Source organism: Desulfatitalea tepidiphila, assembly GCF_001293685.1.
In the GTDB taxonomy this organism is placed as follows: domain Bacteria; phylum Desulfobacterota; class Desulfobacteria; order Desulfobacterales; family Desulfosarcinaceae; genus Desulfatitalea; species Desulfatitalea tepidiphila.
Window position 1 is genome coordinate 2390917 of record NZ_BCAG01000003.1, and the last position, 22826, is coordinate 2413742.

At 52.4% G+C, this 22826-nt stretch carries 17 protein-coding genes; 6 read left to right on the top strand and 11 right to left on the bottom strand.

Annotated elements, in window-relative coordinates:
• From DFT_RS15245 to DFT_RS15270, 7 genes are all read right to left on the bottom strand, one after another.
• Entirely contained in the window at window positions 1-1263 is a 1263-nt protein-coding gene (locus tag DFT_RS15245; RefSeq protein ID WP_054032007.1) for a tyrosine-type recombinase/integrase, read from the bottom strand.
• A 70-nt stretch (window positions 1264-1333) separates the two neighbouring features.
• Window positions 1334-1558: a helix-turn-helix domain-containing protein gene (locus DFT_RS15250; RefSeq protein ID WP_054032008.1), complete on the bottom strand. Its 225-nt coding sequence runs from the start codon at window positions 1556-1558 to the stop codon at window positions 1334-1336.
• A gap of 259 nt (window positions 1559-1817) precedes the next feature.
• A complete protein-coding gene (locus DFT_RS15255; RefSeq protein ID WP_054032009.1) occupies window positions 1818-2453 on the bottom strand; it encodes a recombinase family protein in 636 nt (211 codons plus the stop codon).
• A gap of 559 nt (window positions 2454-3012) precedes the next feature.
• The gene (locus tag DFT_RS25925) at window positions 3013-3339 is read right to left on the bottom strand and encodes a hypothetical protein (RefSeq protein WP_152972011.1); all 327 of its coding nucleotides are present in this window, start codon (window positions 3337-3339) and stop codon (window positions 3013-3015) included.
• Entirely contained in the window at window positions 3336-5993 is a 2658-nt protein-coding gene (locus tag DFT_RS15260) for a DNA primase family protein (RefSeq protein ID WP_054032010.1), read from the bottom strand. The genes DFT_RS25925 and DFT_RS15260 overlap by 4 nt, the downstream gene beginning before the upstream one ends.
• A gap of 191 nt (window positions 5994-6184) precedes the next feature.
• Entirely contained in the window at window positions 6185-7069 is an 885-nt protein-coding gene (locus DFT_RS15265; protein WP_054032011.1) for a hypothetical protein, read from the bottom strand.
• Between the two features lie 57 nt (window positions 7070-7126).
• Window positions 7127-8686: a sigma-54-dependent Fis family transcriptional regulator gene (locus tag DFT_RS15270; protein WP_235506240.1), complete on the bottom strand. Its 1560-nt coding sequence runs from the start codon at window positions 8684-8686 to the stop codon at window positions 7127-7129.
• Window positions 8687-8919: 233 nt separating this feature from the next.
• On the opposite strand from DFT_RS15270, the gene DFT_RS15275 reads away from it, so the two are divergent.
• The 4 genes from DFT_RS15275 to DFT_RS15290 are packed head-to-tail and all read left to right on the top strand — an operon-like array spanning window position 8920 to window position 15615.
• Window positions 8920-9210, top strand: a complete 291-nt coding sequence (locus DFT_RS15275; protein ID WP_054032013.1) for a hypothetical protein — start codon at window positions 8920-8922, stop codon at window positions 9208-9210.
• 5 nt (window positions 9211-9215) lie between these two features.
• Entirely contained in the window at window positions 9216-10301 is a 1086-nt protein-coding gene (locus DFT_RS15280) for an efflux RND transporter periplasmic adaptor subunit (RefSeq protein ID WP_083453533.1), read from the top strand.
• A gap of 43 nt (window positions 10302-10344) precedes the next feature.
• The gene (locus tag DFT_RS15285; protein WP_054032015.1) at window positions 10345-14766 is read left to right on the top strand and encodes an efflux RND transporter permease subunit; all 4422 of its coding nucleotides are present in this window, start codon (window positions 10345-10347) and stop codon (window positions 14764-14766) included.
• Between the two features lie 48 nt (window positions 14767-14814).
• Window positions 14815-15615, top strand: a complete 801-nt coding sequence (locus tag DFT_RS15290; RefSeq protein ID WP_054032016.1) for an enoyl-CoA hydratase/isomerase family protein — start codon at window positions 14815-14817, stop codon at window positions 15613-15615.
• On the opposite strand, the gene DFT_RS26530 is transcribed toward DFT_RS15290, so the two are convergent.
• A complete protein-coding gene (locus DFT_RS26530; protein ID WP_152972012.1) occupies window positions 15609-15854 on the bottom strand; it encodes a hypothetical protein in 246 nt (81 codons plus the stop codon). The two genes, DFT_RS15290 and DFT_RS26530, sit on opposite strands and share 7 nt — an antisense overlap.
• Window positions 15855-16010: 156 nt before the next feature.
• Here DFT_RS26530 and DFT_RS26280 point away from each other — a divergent pair, with 156 nt between their 5' ends.
• Window positions 16011-16181, top strand: coding sequence for a hypothetical protein (locus tag DFT_RS26280; protein ID WP_161807174.1), 171 nt, complete (start codon window positions 16011-16013; stop codon window positions 16179-16181).
• Between the two features lie 198 nt (window positions 16182-16379).
• Window positions 16380-17597, top strand: a complete 1218-nt coding sequence (locus DFT_RS15295) for an IS256 family transposase (protein WP_054032017.1) — start codon at window positions 16380-16382, stop codon at window positions 17595-17597.
• A gap of 382 nt (window positions 17598-17979) precedes the next feature.
• On the opposite strand, the gene DFT_RS15300 is transcribed toward DFT_RS15295, so the two are convergent.
• From DFT_RS15300 to DFT_RS15310, 3 genes are all read right to left on the bottom strand, one after another.
• Entirely contained in the window at window positions 17980-18468 is a 489-nt protein-coding gene (locus DFT_RS15300; RefSeq protein WP_076750579.1) for a gamma-glutamylcyclotransferase family protein, read from the bottom strand.
• A gap of 169 nt (window positions 18469-18637) precedes the next feature.
• Complete coding sequence (locus DFT_RS15305; RefSeq protein WP_054032019.1) at window positions 18638-20224, bottom strand: hypothetical protein; 1587 nt, start codon at window positions 20222-20224, stop codon at window positions 18638-18640.
• Entirely contained in the window at window positions 20217-22799 is a 2583-nt protein-coding gene (locus DFT_RS15310) for a phospholipase D-like domain-containing protein (RefSeq protein WP_054032020.1), read from the bottom strand. The genes DFT_RS15305 and DFT_RS15310 overlap by 8 nt, the downstream gene beginning before the upstream one ends.
• Window positions 22800-22826: the final 27 nt, after the last annotated feature.

Below are 22826 nucleotides of genomic sequence, written 5' to 3' on the forward strand. Positions count from 1 at the left end.
TTACCGGGGCCCTTTGTCGTCATATGCAAAAATATGCATATTTGGTACACGATTTGGTACACCTTTTTCTCCCACCAATGCTTCTTCCAAACCGTCTCTTCCCTCCCCCGGCAGCCAGTGGCAGTAGACATCCATGGTAATCGAAATCGAGCTGTGGCCGAGCTGTTTTTGGACATAGCCGGGGCTGCGGTGCGCGGTCAAAAGCAGGGTTGCATAGGTGTGTCTCAAATCGTGGGGGTTGCGCACCCGCAGGGCGGCGGCGTTGCAGACCCTTTTCATCAGATAAAGCACCTTACGCTGGGAATACGGCCAGTTACCTTGTTCGGTAGGATCGACGAACAACAGATCGATGCGCCCTCCCCTGCCCTCTTTGAGGCTATCCTTTTTTAGCAGCTGGCAATAGACTTGAAGATCGGCGACCAAAAAATCGGGCAGATCGATCAAACGGGTCTTGCCAGCCTTGGGCCGGCCAAACTCGCGGCACTTATAGCTTTGGGCCACGTAATACGTGCGCCGTGACGGGTTGAAATGCTCGGCGCGCATGGCCAGCGCCTCCCCCAGCCGCAAGCCGGCAAAGGCCATCATTTTGAGGATCATCACCTCGGTGGGGGTTGCGATCCTTTGGGCGTGGGCAAGAAAATGCTCCAGCTCGCTGCGTGAAAACGGATCGGGGGCTTTGAGATCGCGGCGGTTTTTCGGCGGCAAAATCGACTTAAGCAAACCGGCGCTGGGATTGCCGCTGACCAGTTCGTCATCCATCGCCTCGTTGTACACCCCGCTGATCACGCCATGTACGGCTTCGATGGTCGCCGGCGACATGGTACGGGCAAGCTCCTTTAAGAACACCTTGATCTCCTTGCGTCCGATTTCGGCCAGGTGCTTTTTAAAAATCGCATGTGGCCAAATGTGCAGCCTGAAAATCTGCTCATAGCGCTCCTGGGTGTAAGGGGACCAGCGGGCCGTGTTTCCGACCAGCCACTGCCGGCTGTAATCTTTAAAGGGCGGGCCTTTGGATTTTTCATGGGGTTTAATCTCTCCGGCCGGGACCAGCTTATCGATCTTGGCCGCGATCGCTTCGGCGGCCTTGATCGCCGCAACGAGTCCAGGCCGTCCGTCCCCGATGGTCTTGTTCTTGCGCAGCCCGTTTTTGGTGGCATATACGGTCCACTTGCCCCGCTGGTCTTTGCGAACCTGAATGCCTTTGGCCACGTGATAGACGGAACCGAACTTACCTTCCTTGGAACTGTATTTGCGCCAGGGCATGGATTGCCTCCTTTCGTTTTACCCTGACTGCATATTCGCAGCCCCAAGGTATCAAAAGGTTGCGCTCGGTTCAAGCACAGCCAAAATCCACATCCTCGAAAATCTCATCGAGGTTGTCATAATCGGTCTGCGTGCTGCTTTTAAATTGCTGCAACCAGGCCTGAAATTCCTCGGTGTTGACCAGGATCTTTCTACGGACTCGATAGTGGGGCAGGCCCAGCTTGAGATACTGGCGCAGCGACCCGATTGAAATCGAGGTTTGATCGGACAAGGCTTTGAGGTCGATGAGTTTCATTGTCCCATTCCTTTTTTTCGGGAGACGATAGCGGCCCCTAAGGCTTGCTGAAAAAAGGGGGCTAAAATGGTGGAAAATTTTCATACCCACCTTGATTGGTGGGGGGATGGGACTCCAGTCGGGGGGTTTTGGTTTTGACAATCGATTTTTTTTCGATCATCACCCCGAAGGGCGAACACAAGGCTGATGCAGCATTCGGATCGGCATCATGTTCATCGCAAGCCCCGGCCAAATCCGCCCGGGGCCTGCGATTCCATTTTCACGCCTTGGCCTTGCCCAATGCCTCCATCCCTCTTTTTTTTAACCAGTGGCGCAGGTTCAACGGTGTCGTGCCGAGCTTTTCGGCCAGGCGCTTGCGGGTGATACCCAGCTCCAGCAGCTCGATGATCTCATCGCGTTTAGAATCCAGCTTGGATCGACCCGGCCCCTTGGGCCGCCCGAGTTTAACGCCTTGGGCCCTTTTGGTCGCCAGGGCCGCCTTGGTGCGCTGGGAGATCAGATCCCTCTCGATTTCGGCGGCCATGGAAAAACACATGGCCACCAGCTTGGACTGAATCGTTCCATCGAGGGCCCAGCTGCCCTTGGCGGCAAACACCCGAACGCCGGCTTGGGAGGCGATGCTCAAAATCTCCATGATCTCGAGCATCGACCTTCCCAGCCGCGAAAGCTCGCATACCAGCAGTGCATCGTCACGGCTCAGTTCCTCCAGGGCGCCGGCCAGCTTCCGGCTGCGCCAGTTTTTTCGGCCCGTGACTGTCTCTTCGACAAATCGCACTTTGCCGAGCCCACGATCGTTGGCCATCTTGAGGATTTCGAGCCGCTGGTTTTCCATATCCTGTTTGTCGGTGGATACCCGCACATATGCGATGGTTTTGCCCGGATGCTTTGCCTTCATTTTCGACCTGCCTGGCTGTGGGTTAATAAAAAGGTAAAATTTAACAATTTATTACCCACATAAGAATATATTTGTAAATATATTTCTTTATCCTTTTTAGAAATCAACAAACGACCGTTTATTATTTCCTTCGCATTGTTCCTTTTGGACCAAACCCAAGGCCAGAATTTTCAGCGCACATCCAGAGTATTTCGTCGGCTGCGTTTCAACCCACCATCCGCACTCGATTCCGTCACAACCATAGGCGTCTTCACGAATTTTATTATCCCCAGAGTAAGCATAACTCCCTGCGACTTTCAGCGGACACGATTTCATTGAATCACCTCCCAATGCATTTACTAAACTAAGTAGTGTTTACAGCACGTTACACCCTTTCCCCCTTCCCCCTTTGTTCTTTCAAAAAAAAGGCCGATCACTACTGACCTATCTATGATGTTTTCCACCGAAGCTTTTGCAAAAAATTTCAAAAAATACACACCGAAACCATGTGTTAATGCACAAACATCCAGGTTTTAGGCGCTCCCTGCCAAAGATCGCAGCATGCGAGCCGGTTTAAAATCTAAACCTTCCGGCTTGGGGAGCGATACACTTGCAACGCTTTTCGGTAACAACCTTTTTTTCCTTTTTTTCTTCTTTTTTTTCTATCGCGCGATGAAGGGATTAAATGATAAAAAAGTAGTTTGAAAAAACTGTATCGACCGTATATCCAATCAGACATCAACAACTTAGACAACACCTCACGATACGTTTTTGCGTATCGCCACAACGGAAAGCCTCCGTGCTCGAAACCGGGGGCGGGGGATGTCGAAAGCGGTGGCATGCTCTTAATTTGAAGCCTGGCTTCGGCATGTCCACTCAAAGAACTGCAAGCAAGAAATGCTTTCATGCTGAGAAGGCCTCGTCTCTGATACAAATACCGGCAAAACAGCGCTGGCGCACCGGATTGTCCGCGATCGGCTTTAGCTTTTCGGTCACCTGGGGATAGCCTATCATCAATTGGTCGTAGAACTTGTTGCGACTAAGAGCGCGGTTGCCGCCTTCCTGGCACCACTCCTTGTATTTGGCGTAAAGCCGGGTTTTCTGAACATTCAGGCTGTCGGTCGGGCCATTAGCTTCCGCACTGGCCAACACACAGCATTCATCCACAAAAATCAAAAGCGGATTGAGCGCCTGCATGAACCTGCGCGTTTCTTCCTTGACCTGCGAAGGTATGTTGAAACCGCCCTCGGATAGAAGCTGAGCTAGTCCATCCAGCGCCCACATAAAAATGCCATCGATCTCTTCCACCAGCTTTTCGGTCATCCGGGGGTCCATTTCGTTTTCGGTGAACTTGCGCTTGAAATCGAGAACGATCAGGCGCCGCTCAAAACCAGAGCTTTTGTCGGGAATCACCGGGATGTCGTTCATGGCCACCAAGAACTTGGCATGAGGCCTGAAACTGTATGGTTCGCCATATTTTCGCTCAGCGGCAATGGAGTCGCCTGCAACTACGGCCTTAAATATTTCAGTGCCTATCGGATCACGCGTGTTGGTCTCGGTGGCAATATTGACCAACTTGTTTTGCAAAAATTGCGTTTGAAATCGAAGTCCGAGACTTGCAATCGAAAGGGAACTGGTATTCTCGCGACCGACCATGGTCTCCAAGATGTTTAGGACAGTCGATTTGCCATTGGCGCCGGTCCCATACAAAAAAAGAGCTTTCTGGAAACGGCAGTCCTTTAGCAGGCAGTAACCGAAGAAGCGTTGCAAAATAGACGATTTGATATGCCTTTCCTTTCTCCGGCCATCGTTTGTGAGGTCAAAATGATCTTCCGGGAAGACCTGGGTAAGAAAACGGGCCCACCGATCGAATTCGGCATCCAGATCGAACCGACACGGTATCTGAACCCGGCTACCGAATTTCGCATCATGCGGAACTAACGCTTCGGTGAACTTGCCGCGATATAATGCTTCAATATCAATCATGCCATTGATGCAATTGATATAGCCAGATTGTTCGGGCCACTCCGTTTCTTCTTTGTTAACCAAACCGGCTGCGACCTTTATTCCTTTTTCGACGTAATCAGGCTGAACCAGATCCCCCATGGCATAAGTCCCCGCGGAAAAAAGAATGGAGCGTCCTATCTTTCTCCATAGACCGTTTCGATATTGCCAAAATTCACCGTCGGTGAATGAAATCGGCTCGAAAAGGCGGATAAGATATTTTGCCAAATAAGCGGGAATGAATTTTGGGCGCCCTTTTTCGCCTTTCTCGAAAAACCAAAGCTGGGGATCGACTTTTTCGGGCGGGGGAACAGGGGCATCGATGATACAGATTGCAGGTCCAAAAGAAGCATCGGCATTGATCTGAATTTCAACGGCAGGGCTTGCCTGTTGGACAGGCGGTTTCCAGCCCGTTTCGTAACCCTCGCAAAAAGGGGCTAAACTATCATTTCCGCTGATGTGTTCTCTTGCCTCGCGCCAGGTCCGGTTCCGGCAGCTGCTATGAAAGCACTGATAGGTAAGATAAGGGGCGGTGTCGCTTTGGACGATGGCGGCTTCATTGCCGCGATGATTCGGATCGAAAAGACACTCGCTCAAACAAAACAACACAGCGCCCGAACCGGTCGGTTTTTCTTTGATCACATTGATCCCATAATGCTCAAGATACGCTCTGACATCCATCTTGCCGAGCGACTGTGGTGAACGCCATGGGCGTTTTTGAACCGGATGGACTGGAGCGGTCTCGGTTGCTTTTTGGGGATTGCTTACAGACGGAAGTGGTCTTCTAGGCGATTCTTCCGGCGCCATTTCGATCAATTTAAGCAACTTTGCTTTTTCCGTGACCGGCACATCCGATAGTAATCCTGGCTGCCCATCGAGCATGTGTGATTTACGGTGTGGCCGTTCGGCGGTGTCGTCGCCCTTTCGGGCCCAGGTCCCATAGAGCTTCCAGATTCGCGCGGGATTGAAAACCTTTTTGTCAACGTCCACATGGTCATCATCGAACTTCTCACCCAGAGTCAATAGGCACTTGCGCAGCACCCTCTTATTTTCTTCGGTGTTAGCAAGATCCTCAATGCGGTATAGAAGGTGAAATCCATTTCCGGATTCCGCCCGGATTCCTCGCCCGAATTTCAACTCATCCTCCAAAAAAGCGGCAATCATCTGCGCTTTTTGCCTTGCAGCGTCAAATTCCTCATCGGTTGAGCTAATGCCGGCCGGCCGGCGCGGATCCAAATCAATGAGTAACCACCTTATAAGTGAAACATCGGTGTCGCTTGCCTGGTGTTTGGCATTTGGTTCGACACGATTTGCACATCGGGCCAGCAAAGCAGGCTTTAGAGGATTGATGGTGAAATAGACGCCGGATGCACCAGCGTCATCAAGTTCGGCCGCCGCTGTAGCGAATGTCTGCGGATCATTGAAATAGCCACGCACGATTCCGCCATCGTGACGCGAACAAAAACCTGGCCAAACCTTGCTTTTTCCGCTGAGCCCCAGTGCACGGATTTCGCAAACCTCATTATTATGGAAAAAGCGGTTGAATAGACTTTCCAAAGATTGAGCCTTTCGCACAGCACCATCTAATTGAATCAGCCAATAACAACAAGCCATTGGACGAAAAAAGGCGCACTCAGTATGAGTTGCGCCTCACATATAGTTCAGCAGCGAAATCATGTCGCAGCTAAAAAGCAGCTTTTTTCAATTATAAGAATCTGTAATTCTTAAATAATCAAAAAAGCTGCCTTTCAGCTACTTTTGTTCAGTTTTTTGAGTCTTTGATACCTCTCAAACAGTCTTTGTTTGCTATAGCTTTTTTGGTGAGGCAACACCCGCGTCACCAATCTTTGTAGCACCCCTGCTTTGAATTTTTTTCTTGGATCTTTGGACCACGAATACAGGTCCTTGCTATCAATATCTTCTTTGGCAATTAGGCAGCCACCTTTATTTCTCGCATAATTTTTGAGCCCAAATAATGCATTTTTGCGCAATTTTTCTCGCGATTCTTCTTTTAATAGGCTGTTGTTTATGTTTCTCACCATTGTTCTCCAGATAGCCTCGACGGGCTCCATTGCCTGCTCAAGCAACTGGTCCAATTGGTTGTTAAAGTCATCTTCCAGTTGTAAATTGGCTCCTGTATTTGAAACTTCCTCTGTCAAGGATTCATCTATATTGATTTTATTATACAAGACAATCTTTGGGTCCTCTAAATAGATATCTACAAGAGAAACAAAGGTTTCCGGATGGTCTGATGGGACAATTACCTTTTTTTTTTCATGCAGCTCGTTTTTTTTCGATTGATGAGAGAGTGCATGATTATCCAGCACAGAAATGTCTATATGCCATTCTCTTTGATATCCAAAATTAGGCAAGTCTTTATAACAGGCCACAAACGTGCCGGAAAAATATTTTTCCTCCTTCAATAAGAAATCTATTTGCGAGTTCAATTCTTTTGGAATTTGCGTAACGTCCCATTTAATTAAATATTTAAACCCATATTTTTCAGGCTCATGGCATATATATAAAGACACGCGAAATATTTCAGGGTGAATTTTTGCCCACTTTTTCGCCTCCCTCTGGAGAACCGGAATGTGGAATTCTGGAAATGATTCTGAAGCAGTTTTAGATATCATGGGTGTTTCAGATTCTTTGGTTAATCTGTTACATCGGGATCATCAGCAAGCGATTGATCAGGAATTGGCAAACAGGTTGTTTACCCTGGTGGTCTTTCTCCCGAAAGCAATGCCCAACTTATCCATGCGGCTGCGCAACGTGCTCGGATGGATGCCGAGGAGGGCGGCCGCGCCCACCCTGCCTTGGATTCTGCCGTGGGTCGAGCGCAGGACGGCTTCGATATGCCGGCGCATGGCCGCATCCAGGGAGAGATGCGGACGAAGTGTTTCATCTGCCCTCGCCGGGGCGTCGTCGTCGGGCCGATCGTCGACCAGGCCTGCAAACGAGAGGGGTTCCTCTTCGGAGCGGCTTTGATGGCGGATCAGGGCCCGCTCGACTATGTTTTCGAGTTCCCGGACGTTTCCCGGCCAGGGGTAGGCCGCGAGCAGATCCATGGTGCCCGCCGCCAGGCCCGGATGCTTGTAGAGATTGAACGCCTTGAGTTTTCGGTCGATGAAGTGGTGGACCAGGGCCGGAATGTCGGATTTGCGCCGGCGCAGGGGTGGGATGTGAATGGGAAAAACATTGAGCCGGAAGAGCAGATCCTCCCGAAACCGCCCGCTTTTGACCATCTCGGCCAGGTTGCGATGGGTAGCTGCGACGATCCGCACATCCACCTCGATGGGGTCGGTCCCGCCGACCCGCTCAATGATGCCGTCCTGAAGCACCCGCAGGAGCCGGACCTGGGCCGCCAGTGGCAGTTCGCCGACCTCGTCCAGGAAAAGCGTGCCGCGGTGGGCCCGCTCGAAACGCCCCCGTTTGCTGCGGATGGCGCCGGTGAAGGCCCCCTTTTCGTGACCGAACAGCTCGCTGTCGAGCAGGTTGTCGGGAATGGCGCCGCAGTTCACCTTGACCAGCGGACCGTCGCGCCGCGGCGAGGTGAAGTGAATAACGTTGGCGATGACCTCTTTTCCCACCCCGGTCTCGCCGGTGAGCATGACGTGGCTGTTCAGGGGGGCCACCTGCCGGACCATCTCCATCACGTCGCGAAGCCCATACCGAGCTCCGACAATTTCGTCTCCGGAAAGATAGCGCAGCTCCTGTTGCAGGTAGCGATTGTCATCGGCCAGCAGATCCTTTAACCGCAAAAGCTCTCGGTGCTGGAGCACATTGGCCATGGCAATGGCGAAGGGATCGTGAAGCAACCCGATCAGCCGGACATGCTCGGGGGTAAAGCTGTTCTCGTCATCTGAAAAAACCTGCACGACCCCTAGCTTTTTCTCGTCAATTTTGAGCGGCAATACGATTTCGGAAAAAGGTGAGATCCCCAGGGCCCCCCCCACTTCACGGCCAATGGGATCGTCCGCCGAATGGGGTAACAGGAGGACCTCATCGCCCGAGGTCGTGAGACGGGCTTGCGCCTCGGAAGACAAATAGATCGGTTTGGTCCAGGCGGAGATGGGCAAGGTCGCGGCCAGGGAGAGCACGCGGACAGCCCCTTTTTCCGGTTCATAAGTACAAAGCATTATCCCCTTTATAGGGAGATAGTGTTTTAAATAGGCGAAGCATTCCCGGACCACCTTGTCGATATCCAGGCTGCCGCAGATTTTCAGGGTCGCCTGATGGAAAAAATTCATGTCGCCATTCATCGCATCACCCTCGCATTCGAAATATCGAAGATTCTTGTTTTAAATGCCATATTTCACATTTAAAAGCACGATATTTCGCGGTAAATACCGTAAAATTACATAACCTATTGATTTTAAGAAAACTTTATCATGGCACGATCTTTGATTAAATCAGCGGAATGCCAAGAAGTGATCGTGGCGTCACATCATCGTTGCACGGTTTATTGAATAGCGAGGTCCACTTGCGGTGGGTTAAAATCATCAATGTCCGCGTTGCCGCGACCACGGCGCCTTCGATACTGGAGCGTCTATTCGGCGACATCCGGCGCAATGTCACTGCAGGTGCCGAGGGCGTGGTGCGGCTGGTCATCTACCGAGGCAGCCTGGTGGACAGCGATTGGGCCATCCACATTCACCGGGAAACCAATGAAAGCCCCATGGGTCGAACGGCGCTGGGGATCGAATTGGCGGACGAGGTGCGACACATGGGCCTAGTGGATCATTCGATTTGGATTGAAGCGGAGGGAGAGTGAAGCAGATGAAAGAACATCGTAGGTCGATACAAGCGGGGATTGTGGGGATCGCCACCCTCGCCCTCGTTCTCTGGGGCCTGGTCGGCTGCAGCCTGGAGGAAAAGCCAGCTGCCTTGACTCAACTGGCCGCATCGACGCCGGTGGCAACGGTACTGGTCACCCAAGTGGCGGCCAACCAGGTGGTGGCGGTCAGCGGGACGTTGACCGCCGACAAGACCGCACCGCTGAGTTTTCTGGTGCCGGGCAAGGTGAGTCGCGTTTACGTGGATGAAGGTGATCACGTCCGTCGCGGAGATCTTTTGGCCACCGTGGAATCCCACGATTACCGCAACAATCTCGACATCTCCGAGGCGGCGCTGCTCAAGGCCGACGACGCCTATAACCGCTATGAACCCCTTTACCGGGAAGGCGCCTTTACGGAGAAGAACCTGATCGAGCTGAAAACGGGCCTGGCCCAGGCGGTTGCCGCCCGCAACATCGCGCGCAAGGCCCTGGCCGATACCGACCTGTCCGCCCCCATATCCGGCATCGTAGGGCAAAAGGGCATAGAAATCGGCCAACTCGTATCGCCCCAGGTCCTGGCGTTTACCATAGTCAAAACCGATGTGATTTACGCCCGAGTGTCGGTCCCCGAAGCGGAGGTTGGCCAGGTGTCCATGGGGCAGAAGGCCGAGGTCACAATCCCGGCCCTGGCGGGCCATTCCTTCATCGGCAAGGTCTCCATGATCGGCGCCGTGGCCGATGCGCGCAGCCGGACCTTTGCGGTCAAGGTTGAACTGGACAATCCGGATTTCATCCTGCGTCCGGGCATGATCGTGCAGACCGAGATCATGACTGACCAGCGCGTGAACCTGTTGACAGTCCCGGGCAGCGCCATCGTGCGCGACGCGGACGACCTCACCTATGTGTTTGTGGCCGATGCGCAGACCGGTCTGGCCCAGCGCAGGCGGGTCATCCCCGGCTCGGCCTTTGGCAACGAGATCGAAATCAAAAGCGGAGTGACAGCCAAGGATGCCGTGATCGTTTCCGGCCAACACAAGCTCACCGACGGCGCCCCCATCACGATCGCCAAAGGGAACAGCGACGCCTGATGATTCCATGTACACCTGCCACCCCCTCTGAAGAGTGTATACAATGAAATTTTTTGAAGCTGCCCTCAAGCACCGGCAGATCACGCTGCTGTTGACCCTGATTTTCGTTCTCGCCGGCATGCACTCCCTGCAACACATGCCGCGACGGGAAGACCCGAAGATGACCATTCGCCAGGGCCTGGTCATCATGCTCTATCCCGGCGCAACGACCCTGGAGATGGAAGAACAGGTGACCAAAAAGGTCGAAGCGCTCCTCTTTCGGTACGAGGAGGTCAAGAAAGACGAAACCGAATCGACCACCAAGGACGGCGAGATGATCATCCAGGTGGAATTGCAGGAGTGGCTCTTCGACAAGGACCGGTTCTGGTCCAAAGCGCGCCACGATCTCAACGAGCTGAAGGCCGAGCTTCCGCCCGGGGTCATCGGACCTATCATCAACAGTGATTTTGGCGACACCGTGGCTTTGCTGATCGCCGTCTCCTCCCAGCGCCACAGCTACTCGGAACTGGAGGACTTCTTGGAAATCATCGAAGACGAGCTGCGTCCCCTGGCAGAGGTCTCTAAGCTCAAACGTTACGGCGAGCAGGCGGAGCAGATCTATGTCACCACCGATTCCCGCAAACTGTCGCAGTACGGGCTGACTCATGGCCAGGTGGTTGAGGCCCTGCAATCCATGAACACCATCACCTATGCCGGCGAGATCAAATCCGGCGGTGCACAGATCCCGGTCCACACCACCCATCTGTATGGGTCCATCGACCAGATTGAACACCAGATCGTCGACATCTCGTCCCAGGGCCAGGTCGTGCGTCTAAAAGACGTGGCCGGAGTCGTGCGGCGTTACGAGGAGCCGGATGCCTTTATCCGCCTCAACGGGCAAAAAGCCGTGCTTCTCTCCGTGGAGATGCAGAACGGCTTCAATATCGTGGAATTCGGGCATAAGGTGGACCAGCGCCTGGCGGTCGCCCAGGAGAGGATCCCTTCGGATGTGAGCGTCAAGAAGACCATCGACCAACCCCAGGTGGTGGATGCCAATATCAGCCATTTCATGAAAGAGTTCGCGATCGCCATCGCGGCGGTCATCCTGGTCACCATGCTGCTGCTGCCCCTGCGGGTGGCCATGGTGGCGGCCCTGGCCATCCCCATCACCATCATGATCACTTTCGGGTTCCTCGACTATTTCAATATCAACTTGCAGCAGATGACACTGGCCGGGTTGATCGTGGTGTTGGGCATGGTAGTCGACAATGCCATCGTCATTGTCGACGACTATGTCGAACGACTGGATCAGGGCGCCTCGACCTGGCAAGCGGCCGTAAAGAGCGCCACGGATCTCTTCGTGCCGGTTTTTTCCGCCACCCTGGCCATCATCTGCGCCTTCATTCCCCTGAACCTGATTCTCACGGGCAACAGCCAGGAGTTTCTCCACACCCTGCCCATCGCGGTTCTGGTGGCGCTGTTGGTTTCCCTGGTGGTAGCGGTGTTTCTCATTCCTCTGCTCTGCCACGTCTTCATCAAGAGGGGTTTACATTCGGGTCACGGCAAAAAACCTCGGTTCTCTTTTCTCGACGGGGTCCAGCGGTTGTACGATACAGTGTTGAGCAAGGCTTTCAAGTGGCCCAGACTGACCATCCTGCTCGGCATCCTCTCCGTGGTCGGAACCGTCGGTCTGGCAGCGCTCGTTCCCGTGCGGATGTTTCCCAATGCCCAGCGGGACCAGTTCTGCCTGGAGGTCTACATGGACAAGGGCAACCGTCTGGAAGCCACCGATCTTGCGGTCCGAAAGGTCGAAACGCTGCTCGCCGCAGACAATCGCATCCTCGAGGTCACCAGCTTTATCGGAACCGCCTCGCCACGGTTTTACATGACCTATGCACCCCAGTTTCCGGACAAAAACTACGCCCAGATCCTGATTGCCACCCGTTCGGCAAAGGATACCGAGGAATTGGTCACCAAACTGGTTCCCGGGCTGCACCATTTTCTTCCCAATGGCGAGATCCTGGTCAAACAGCTGGTGCAGGGACCGCCGGTGGAGGCGCCCATCGAAGTCCGCGTGAAGGGCAACGACCTGGCGGCCATTCGGCACATCGGCGAAGATATCACCGCACTGCTGAAAAACACCGAAGGGACCAATTTCATCCGCACCACCTTTCAACAGGACTATTACGGCCTGCGCGTCAAGGTGAACGAGGAGGTGGCCAATCGGCTCGGGTTCGCCAGCCAGGACATCGCCCGAATGCTGGGCGGTGGACTCAAGGGCGTGCCGGTCTCCACCCTGTGGGAGGGAGACCATCCGGTCGACATCCTGCTGCGCCTTGACGCTGAACAGCGCGACGCCTTCGATGACATCGACAACATCTACCTGGTCTCTCCGGTCACCGGCGCCAAGGTGACGCTGCGCCAGTTGGCCGACCTGGAACCGGAGTGGCAGCACGGTCGCATCCGACGCCGAAACGGCGTGCGCACCCTCACCGTGCGTACTGAAGCGCAGCTCGGACGCATGCCCAACGACATCCTGGCCGAAATTAAGCCCAAAATCGACGCCATGGAACTTCCCCCGGGAATCACCATCGACTACGGCGGCGAACTGGAAGACCAGGAGAAGGTCATGGGCGAGCAGACGACCTCACTGCTCACCAGCCTGGTGTTGATCTTCATGGTGCTGCTCTTCCAGTTCAAGGGGATTGGAAAATCGCTGATCATCATGGCCGCCATTCCCATGAGCTGGTTCGGCGCCTTCCTGGGGCTCTATGTCACCGGCAACCCATTCAGTTTTACCGGGTTCCTCGGGGTGATCAGCCTGAGCGGCCTGGTGGTGAGAAACGGCATCATCCTGGTGGAATACGCGGACAAACTCACGATTCAGGACGACTCCCGGGATCTGAAAAGTGTGGCCATGGATGCTGGCAAACGGCGCATGCGGCCGGTCTTTCTCACGGCCATGGCCGCGGCCATGGGCGTGGTCCCCATGATCATCAGCGGATCGCCGCTCTGGGGGCCTTTGGGATCGGTGCTGGCCGTGGGGCTGGTCTTCGGCATGGCCCTGACCCTGCTGGTGATGCCCGTCCTCTACTGGAAGGCGCTCCAGCCCGGCCGAAAGCGGGTTCGGAAAAAGGTGGGGATGGCCAAGTCGCTGGCGGTTTCCGTGGTGGCGTTGCTCATGTTTTACGGCGCAGGCGTTCCTTCGGTCTCCGCCGATGACGGCGGCGCTGTTCTGACCCTGCCACAGGCCATCGACATCGCCATGGAAAGGAACCCGGCGATGGGAAGGTCCACGGAAAACCTGATCGGCGCCGAGCATGCCGAAAAGAGCGCGAGGGCGGAATATTTCCCGACCCTATCGGCCGATTACACCTATACCGCCCTTGACCGGGCCCCCTACATGATCACCGGCGGTCGGCGCATTCAAGTAGCCCACGACGACCAGTACCAATGGGGCCTGCGGCTCGTTCAGCCGCTCTTTACGGGCTTTGCGATCTCGTCGCGACATAAAATGGGAAAACTGGGCGTCGAGATCAAGGAGAAAGAGAAGCAGCAGACGGTCCTCGACATCGCCAGGGGCGTCAAAGGCGCCTACTATCGTGTGCTGCTCGCCCAAAAAATGGAGATTGTCGCCGATGAAGCCGTCCACACCCTCTCATCCCATGAAGAGGAGGCCCGGATGTTCTTTGATCGCGGCATCATTCGGCGCAACGATCTCCTGCGAGCTAAGGTGACCCTCTCCAATGCCGTTCAGTTCAAGGAGCGGACCCACGCCGATACCCGCATCGCCGTGGCCGACCTGAACCGTTGGCTTTGCTTGGACATCCATGCCGACACCCGCATTGCGGACATCGACAGGGTCCGGACCGTCGCCTGGCCGCTCGATGCGCTCATCGAAAAAGGGCTGCAAACCCGCCCCCAGCTCCAGGCCATGGTGCTGGTCCGGGAATCTTTGACGCATGCCATCAGCCTGGAAAAGAGCGCCAGGTACCCCCAGGTGGCGGCCGTCGCCGGTTACTTGCAACACGGCGACTCGCCCGAAGCGTACAGCAACGACTATGAAAACGATCACAACGCGGCCATTGGACTCCAGGCCACGTGGACCCTTTTCGACGGCCGCAAGACCCGCTCCAGGGTGGGCAAGGCCGCATCGGAGAAACGCGCTTACGAGGAGACGATGCGGGAGGTCCAAGACCGGGTCCGTTTGGAAATCAAGAGCGCCCATCTCGATCTCGGGGTGGCCGAAAACAACATCGAAACCGCCCGGGTCGCCGTGTCACAGGCCGAAGAGAATTTGCGCATCACGAGACTGGGATACCGGCAGGAGGCGGCCACCTCCACCGAGGTGCTCGATGCCCGCACCGACCTGACCCAGGCCCAAACCAATTACTACACCGCTTTGTACAGTTACCTGGACGCCCTGGCCGCGCTCGAGAGGGCCGTGGGACAAGGCTTGGACGACCCGCAAGTCCGGAACCATTAAATCGCCACAGGGCCCAATCGAAGTGAATGATGCTATGTGAGGTGCACCATGCATGACAACGAACTCAGTGTCTCTTATCCCGGCTTTTTTGTCTCCGAATTTCGCGAGGACTCCCTCTGGCTGAAATTTTCGGGTAACTTCTTTCACAATTTTCTAATATTCGATCACAAGGATCTCTTCCCGGACTTCTTCGGCCGGATTTCCGCAAACGCCGATATCCGGACCATCGTCATCCACTCGGAATTTCACGAATCGGGCAGCGACGAATACCTGCGATTTTTCCTTATGGAGTGCCCCGAACGAAATCTCGGGCATTTCGGGTTTTCCAACACCATGGACCGTTACGAGTTGCATCGTTTCTGCAACTTCATCGACCAGACCCTGCTGCAAATCGTTGCCATGGACAAACCGGTGATCCATATCTGCGGGGGGGATGTGTTGTCTCTCTTCATGAACATCTCCCTGGCCTGTGATTACCGGATCATCTCCTCGGACACGGTCTTCCACAACATTTTTCAGGAAATCGGCATGCTACCCAAGGGCGGGGCGCCTTTCTTCCTCAGTAAAATCAACGGGCCGAGCAGGGCCAAGGCGCTGCTGTTGCTCAAACAGCGGATTACGGCCGCTGAAGCCCTGGAAAACCGAATTGCAGACCGGGTGGTCCCGCCGGCGGATCTCGAAACGGCGGCATTGGAAGCCGCCAGAAAATTGGGCCAAATTCCCGACCAGACGCTTTTCGGCATCAAAAGACTGGCCAATTTTACCTTCAGAGAACTGAAAAATTATCTCGAATACGAGACGCAGCAGATCCTGAAGCTTTGCCATCGCCAACAATTCAGCGATCAGTAGAAGATGCGGGAGGTGTAGGAGATGCGGCCGGACTGCTCAACCAGCTGTTTCGCGAGGCGTTTTCCAAGACCCATCAGAGTCGTCGAGGCGGGCAGGCCCCAGGCTTCCGGGATCACCGAACAGCCGCAGTCATATAGGTGGTCATAGCCGGTCACACTCCCCCGTGACTGGTCCCATCGCGCCCCCCTGCTCCGGACCCGCTTTGGTATGGATATCTGGTTCGGTCGTGGTCGGCGCACGAGGAAGCCGCCTATTTCTGAGGGCTAAAAAAAAATCCCTTCCTCAAAAAAACTGCCCCCACCGGCAGCTTCGCCACCGACGGAGACAGTCCCCCCTCTCATAGGCTCCCCGCACATTCCAGCCACCCAAAGTCCTTTCACAGGAAATTATTCCGCATGGACAAATGCATCATGGACGCCGCATTTCAGTATTCAGAAAATGACTTGCCCCTCGATCGGCTCGAGGTCTTGGCCGTGGATTACCGGCAACCGCCGCAGATCCCGACAAGGGCGGTCTGCTGGAGATTGGTTTCGTGGCGGCAGCGCGGCAAGGCCTGTTCATACTAGCGCATCCCGGCCCCATGTGATCCGCCAATCTGAAGGTTCAGCGGTCTCGGTGCATGTTTTGAAGATAACGAGCATTTCGGATCCGGACATAGATCGGGATAACGTATAATATTTTTCGCACATTTTGAAAGAGTAGCCCTCAATCTGGTATGGTTTGGGTCACCACAACTCAAACGTATACCATCAGGAGGGCTACAAATGCACAATAGCAAACCCGCGCGTTCAAACAAAGAGGCAAAAGCCGGCCAAATTATCCGTATCGAACAGGACCAGTTGAACAAGCACCTGGACAAGGTCGTTAGAGGAACGGTGGAACGCACCCTAAATTCCCTATTGGACGCCGAAGCGGACAGGCTATGTCAAGCTGGGCGCTATGAGCGCACCGAAGCCCGCAAAGACACACGCGCAGGGCATTATACCCGCAATTTGGAGACCAAGGCCGGCACGGTCAAACTCAGGGTTCCAAAGCTACGCACCTTGACCTTTGAGACGGCCATTATCGAACGATACCGTCGGCGCGAGAGTTCGGTCGAAGAAGCACTGATCGAGATGTATCTTGCGGGCATATCGGTCCGACGTGTCGAAGACATCACCGAAGCCTTATGGGGCACTCGGGTCAGCCCGTCGACGGTGAGCAATTTGAACAAGAAGGTGTATGGCCGCATCGATAAATGGCTCAAGGCACCGATTGAGGGCAAATTCGTATATGTATTCTTAGACGGTATCTGGCTCAAGCGCTGCTGGGCCGGCGAAGTCAAAAATGTCAGTGTATTGGTGGCCATCGGTGTGGATCAATACGGATACCGTCAGGTGCTGGGCATCAAAGAAGGCGCCAAAGAGGATCAAGAGAGCTGGATTGCCTTCATGCGTTATTTAAAAGAGCGCGGCCTGACAGGTGTGGAGCTTTTTGTCAGTGATAAATGCCTGGGGCTTGTCGATTCATTGGCTGATTTTTATCCTAAAGCAAAATGGCAACGCTGCACGGTTCATTTTTACCGCAATGTCTTTACGGTGGTGCCCAAGTCGAAAGTTAAGAATGTGGCGGCCATGCTCAAAGCAATCCATGCGCAAGAGGATCGAGCGGCAGCCGAAGAGAAAGTCATTGCGGTAACGAAAAAGCTAAGAAGTATGAAATTATCTGAAGCGGCTCAACTGGTTGAAAAGGGAGCTGCAGAGACATTGTCATATTATGCCTTTCCGAGTCAGCATTGGCGATCGATTCGCACCAACAACCCACTCGAGAGGCTCATGCGCGAGATCAGGCGAAGAACCCGCGTAGTGGGTGCCTTTCCAGATGGTAAGTCAGCGTTGATGCTGGTGGCCGCCAGGTTGAGGCATGTAGCCGGTACCAAGTGGGGCACACGAAGATATATGAATATGGACCGACTCAAAGAAATAAAGTGTTCGATAGCTTAGTCGCCCCCCGCCTCAGGGGGCATGCCCCCTGAGGCGGGGATCTTCCCCGAACCATCAGGTTGATGGGCAGCTAAAAGAAAAAGTGCGAAAAACTCTGGACACTACCTAGATCGGGGCATCATCTACAGCGAGGCGGGCCATATGCTTTTTGAAGCAGCGCGTGATGTGGCCCCCGCAATTCATCATCTCGGTGTAATTAAAAGTTTTGAATGGCCCAGCATTGATAGGATACTATTCTCATATCGCAGGTTTGACTGACCCACGGATATGATGTGAATATAGCAGGTGTTTACTGGCGTTTTTCCCGCACATAGGCCGGTTTTGATCAGCCACAAAGCGGCGAATCATTCGCCAGGTAACTATCTTCGGCTGGATTTGTTTGTTAGCGGTAAGTTGCCAGCTCACGCTCGCTCCTTGTAGCGTCCGGATCCTCGACAGCCTCAATCGCTTCAATCTGAGCGATGTATTCGGGGGGCAACCCGTACTCACGGGCCCCAACTAAGACGTGCTCTTTGTACCAGCGGTAAGGTTTCAACGCGGAATTTATTCTTGTGGCGAAATACATCAAAGAAGTCAAATTCCCTTGATCCGTAATCACCTCGACCTCTTTTTCATCGTATCCAGACCCCAGTCCCTCTTTCCGGTCAAGGTCAGGTTTTTCGTCATTTGCAATCTCGTACACCACACCATAAACACGATCATTGGGGTTTTCGGTTTCCTCAGCGTCGCATTTTCCGGAGTTATCTCTACTGACTTTGTGGAATCGAAGCCTATGAGCTGGCAAAATCGCAACCGCGACAAATCGAGCTGATGGCACACGATCTTGTAAACGCGCGAGCGACATATTAGAACCATACGAAAAGCAGAGCACGAATCCTCCTCACCGTTGAGCATCTGTATTCTCATATCAGAGGCTTGGCTGAATTTGTGATTTCAATAAAATACCCAAAAAGACATAGTGCGCTGAATTGCCATTTTAGAGCTCAATTCTTTTGAACCCTTGAACTCTCAAGGCTACTTTGGTTCGCCTACGTAGATGGTCACAGGGCCGAAATTTGGTCGCCATTTCTGGACACATATTCTAAGTCCTCCATTAGATTGGCTAAGGAAAGCAAACGATCCGCCATAAAAGGAGGTTTGGCTTTAGCGAAGTTATCAAGATTTGCAGTTGGGCTGATTCCATGGTCCCCCAGTGAAAACCTCAATCGGGTTCCATCCTCACCCAGCCGCGACATTCCTATCCTGAGGTGCTGGGAATATACGAAGTCTGCCATTAAATCTTTACAGGTATTTATGAATTTATCTTCCATGCGATCCGAAAGCCAGTCATGAAGTTCCTTCATAGGTACTCGACCCGATTCGTCCGGAAGTTTTCCAAGTTGCTCAGCTAATTCTGCATTACCAGAAAGCCGCATCCACCAGCCCGCAAGCATCGCCATCGAATCAGCGAACATCTCTGCACCCTCATGGAACTCTATATATTCAAAATTTTCGTGGTGAGGGTTGATTTTTTGACTCCACAAGAGACCCAACTTCTCATTGCTCTTTATTCCCGCGCCTTGGCAGACGTGACGCAACAAATCCGCGAATGTTTCGATAGAATAGCCCTCCGTGGCTTCCATCCACTCCAACAAAAAAGTATCAACCACCTCCTCGATTGAAAGACATCCTAGATCAACTGCCCTTTCGAGACAACATAGCAATGATTCCAGGGTATATCTCAGGATTTGCCGGGAATAAAAAATGCCCCATTTTCTGGATTGTTGTTGCAGTTCTTCATGTTCCAAAGCAAATAATTTTCCCGAAGGGGTTAGGCCTGTGTACCAGACCCGTCTAAGGTCCTCTTCGGTGAGCGGCCCCAGCTTTTTAAGTGTAGCGATGATTAAATCGGCAGTAGTTTTCCGTTTGTTGCCCGGGTGGAATAGCTTGGATTCTAAAGCTCTCTTCAGATTTCCGCGAGGACTTCGGTAGGAACCGGCACAAAGGCCTGTTGTCCCAAGTTCATCAATTTCATCTAAAGTCAGATGAGCTCTGTCACCTTGTAATAGCTTTTCGTAATATGGACACTGTTGAAGTTTATTATTAACATAACCGCAGATCGCTTTCGTGTCTTCGTCAGGCAAAGCCATTTGAAAGCCAGCTGAACGGCCGTCTTCGGCTCGGGCATCAGCAGTCAGTTCAATCCACCGTAATGAGGGGCCATACTGAGCCGCATAGAAGATTGATGCGCTTAAACCCCTGCCCATGTTTTCAAAGGTGAGAGGTAACGATAAATCAATTTTTTGGTTTTTCCCGATTCGATTGCGGGGTACCGGGTGTTTTATATTAACTGGTGAACCATCACGGGTTGCATGGGAAATCGCCACTTCGATAGCCTGGCTAAATTTTCTAAAATTATCCCGAGTATACTTATACATTCCCGGCTGGTTGCATAGCTCACTGAATTTCCAAGCTATCCATACACCAAGGACATATGTGCCCAAATCACGTGTCGCGTTATTAATCCCCGGGATCAAATGGGATTCAAGAAATATCAAGTTGACATTTCTCATCCCAAGATAATCAATACCTTTCCCTTGCGGTGAAAAGTCTTCTGGCAGAAAGGGACTGGTTGGGAAATCAGCCATGTTGAGCCTCTATAATATCGAACAGAATATCAGGGATTAATGCAGATCCACAGTACTCACAAATAGCGGGCTTTAATTGCTCTATCCCCCCAAGCTCCGCCTGTGTAATATATTTATTTCTACAATCCTCAGCGACACAAAATCTACGAAATCGATCGACCCTAACGTAGGGGGTTAGATTTCTGCTTATTCTATTCGCAAGTTGTTTTATTGATGCATGATTTTGGTCACCCAACAATGTCTCATCTAATTCCCTTTTTTCCCTGACGGAATCGATGATTTCCTTTGCAGCGATATATCCTGGATGAATAGCCCATTCTTTCTGCTTGAGCTGTTCAAGCGCTTCTGAAAAACTTGACTCAGAAGCACCCCTCTCATGCCATGGGAAATGTCTTGTATAACGGTCCCAAATACTCTCATGTGCTGAAATAAAAATATCAAAGTGGTTTTTGCAGAGACTCTTAAACTTGAGCCATGAGTTAATAGGAAAATCATCCGCTTTGGCCAATATCAACTCGGAAAAGGCTGTAAGAATGTCTTCTGCAAATTGCCTATAGATGGGGACTTGATACCTTTTGTGACACATCTCAGCAATGCTGTAATCTGTTATTCCCAAGGAGTTTGAGCGATCGGCAAAAAGTGTCTTAATCATCCTACTTGAAATATTGGATGGGGTATCCATGAGCTCGTCCGCGTCGGTCACTTTCTCCGAATTGGAAGTCCTAATGGATAAGAGCATAAGATGGGCAAGTATAGCTGTGGGGTATACGCAGTTTGCTTGGTTGGCGTCTATGGACAGGCCCTTGAATTTTTTTTCTATGCTCTCGACCCTTTTTAGTGCCTCTACCCATTCTTTAGGTGGTTTAGGTATTTTTTCTTCAGTTTCAACAGCCTCTGTTGATTCGCCATCTGGGACCCCTTCACTGGATGAGGGAGGAACATTTGGTTTCTTTGTATTAAAAACGCGAAGCATCCTGTCGAGCCAATAATAATAATGTTTGCCGCTGATATCATTCACGCCAGCGCCTTCTGTAGGTGGAATAACAGGCTCAGGTGGCCAAATCGCAATCCGGTCCGCTTCGGAGGCCGGACCCTTAGAGGGTGAACGTTTTCCTCCTCCGCCCAATTCAAACCCGTCATCCAGCGCTCCTTCAATGTATTTGAAGTATTCAATGATGTCAGTGAGTTCAGGCGATTCCCCCCGGCACGCAGCACTCGCGGCCCTGGTTGCTCCTTTCTCGCGAGCTGATGACTTTAAGGTATTTATATCATCAATGACGCACGTAATGTTAAACGACCTACCATTTGCATCTTTTCCACTGATAACCAAGTAGGGTGATGCAAAGATACTTGATGGGAATTCTCGATCAAATTCATCTTTTCTGACGAGTCCTGTAGTACCATCTACAAACAACTTTTTGAACTGAGCGGTGGCACGTCTGACTCCCACTCTGTATTCCAGAACTATTTCAAAGAATGGGGTCAATAATGGATTACCGGCCGGTACCGTGAGTTTCAGGCCATCATCCGTATACGCTGCAAAAATGAAAGGAATCGTATTCAACCCATCATTATTATCTTCTTTCTGATAGTGAGGGATCTCTTCCAGCCTTTCGCAAGAGAATAACGATGAGAAATTTTCATGGGTAGCCGACAGAAGCACCCCGGCCTCAATATTCTTTCCCATAAAGGCAGGATAGGTGCAATTTGCACTGCCACAGTAGATCCAATTCTCTTTTGAGGATATCCCTTGGTGACCATAGAGTTTGAAATGCTCACCCTTGCGTGGAGTTTTGCAAAACTTGACCTTCATAATATCCACACCTGTTAGTGGAAGTTTATTTTTTTGAAGATCAACATCAACATGGCCCTCCCGCATCATCCCAGGACAAAGGGTGACATTGGAAGGTTTAATCGTATCTACCAGCAGTTCATAACCAGCCAGACCACCTCCAAAATAAGGAGATGATATAAATAGTTTTCCGCCGGCGCCGTAGTGCTGAATCTCAGTGGGCAGAGACGCATGGAAAGAGGTTAAAAAACGAGGGAGGGAACGGTCACCATTGCCTTCAGGGATCAAATTATATAGCGCGTTCATCAGGCTTTGCGCAAGCTGGATAGAGGGGATATTTTTGTCGACAAGCGCTATAAGCCCATCAAGAAATAGTCGGATATCATCACTGATCGCTCCGACGTTCTGGTTATGGTCAAGATGAGTTGCCCAAAACAGCTCAACATTATCAATAAAACCGGATTGCGTCAGATTTCCGCTGCCTACTAATAAGGCAACCTTCTCTTCATTGGCCGCCAGCCATACCTTGGGGTGGAATTTTCTCTTGGCTATAATAGGCACAACAAAGTAGCGGGCACCAATATCGCGGAGTGCTCCAGCCTCGGACAATGCCCGGCGGTAACCAAGATTGTCGCAAAGTATAAGGCAGTTATCGAGATTGTTTTTAGGGATTGTCGGCCAAACCACTGACTCGAAGAATGTCAGAGAGAGGGTATAAGTTGTCCCGAGAAGGTATTTTGGTTTAAGGGATGAAAAAAACTCTGACAATTTCAGTTTCTGCACTAACTGTCTCCTGTGCAGGGATGTGAT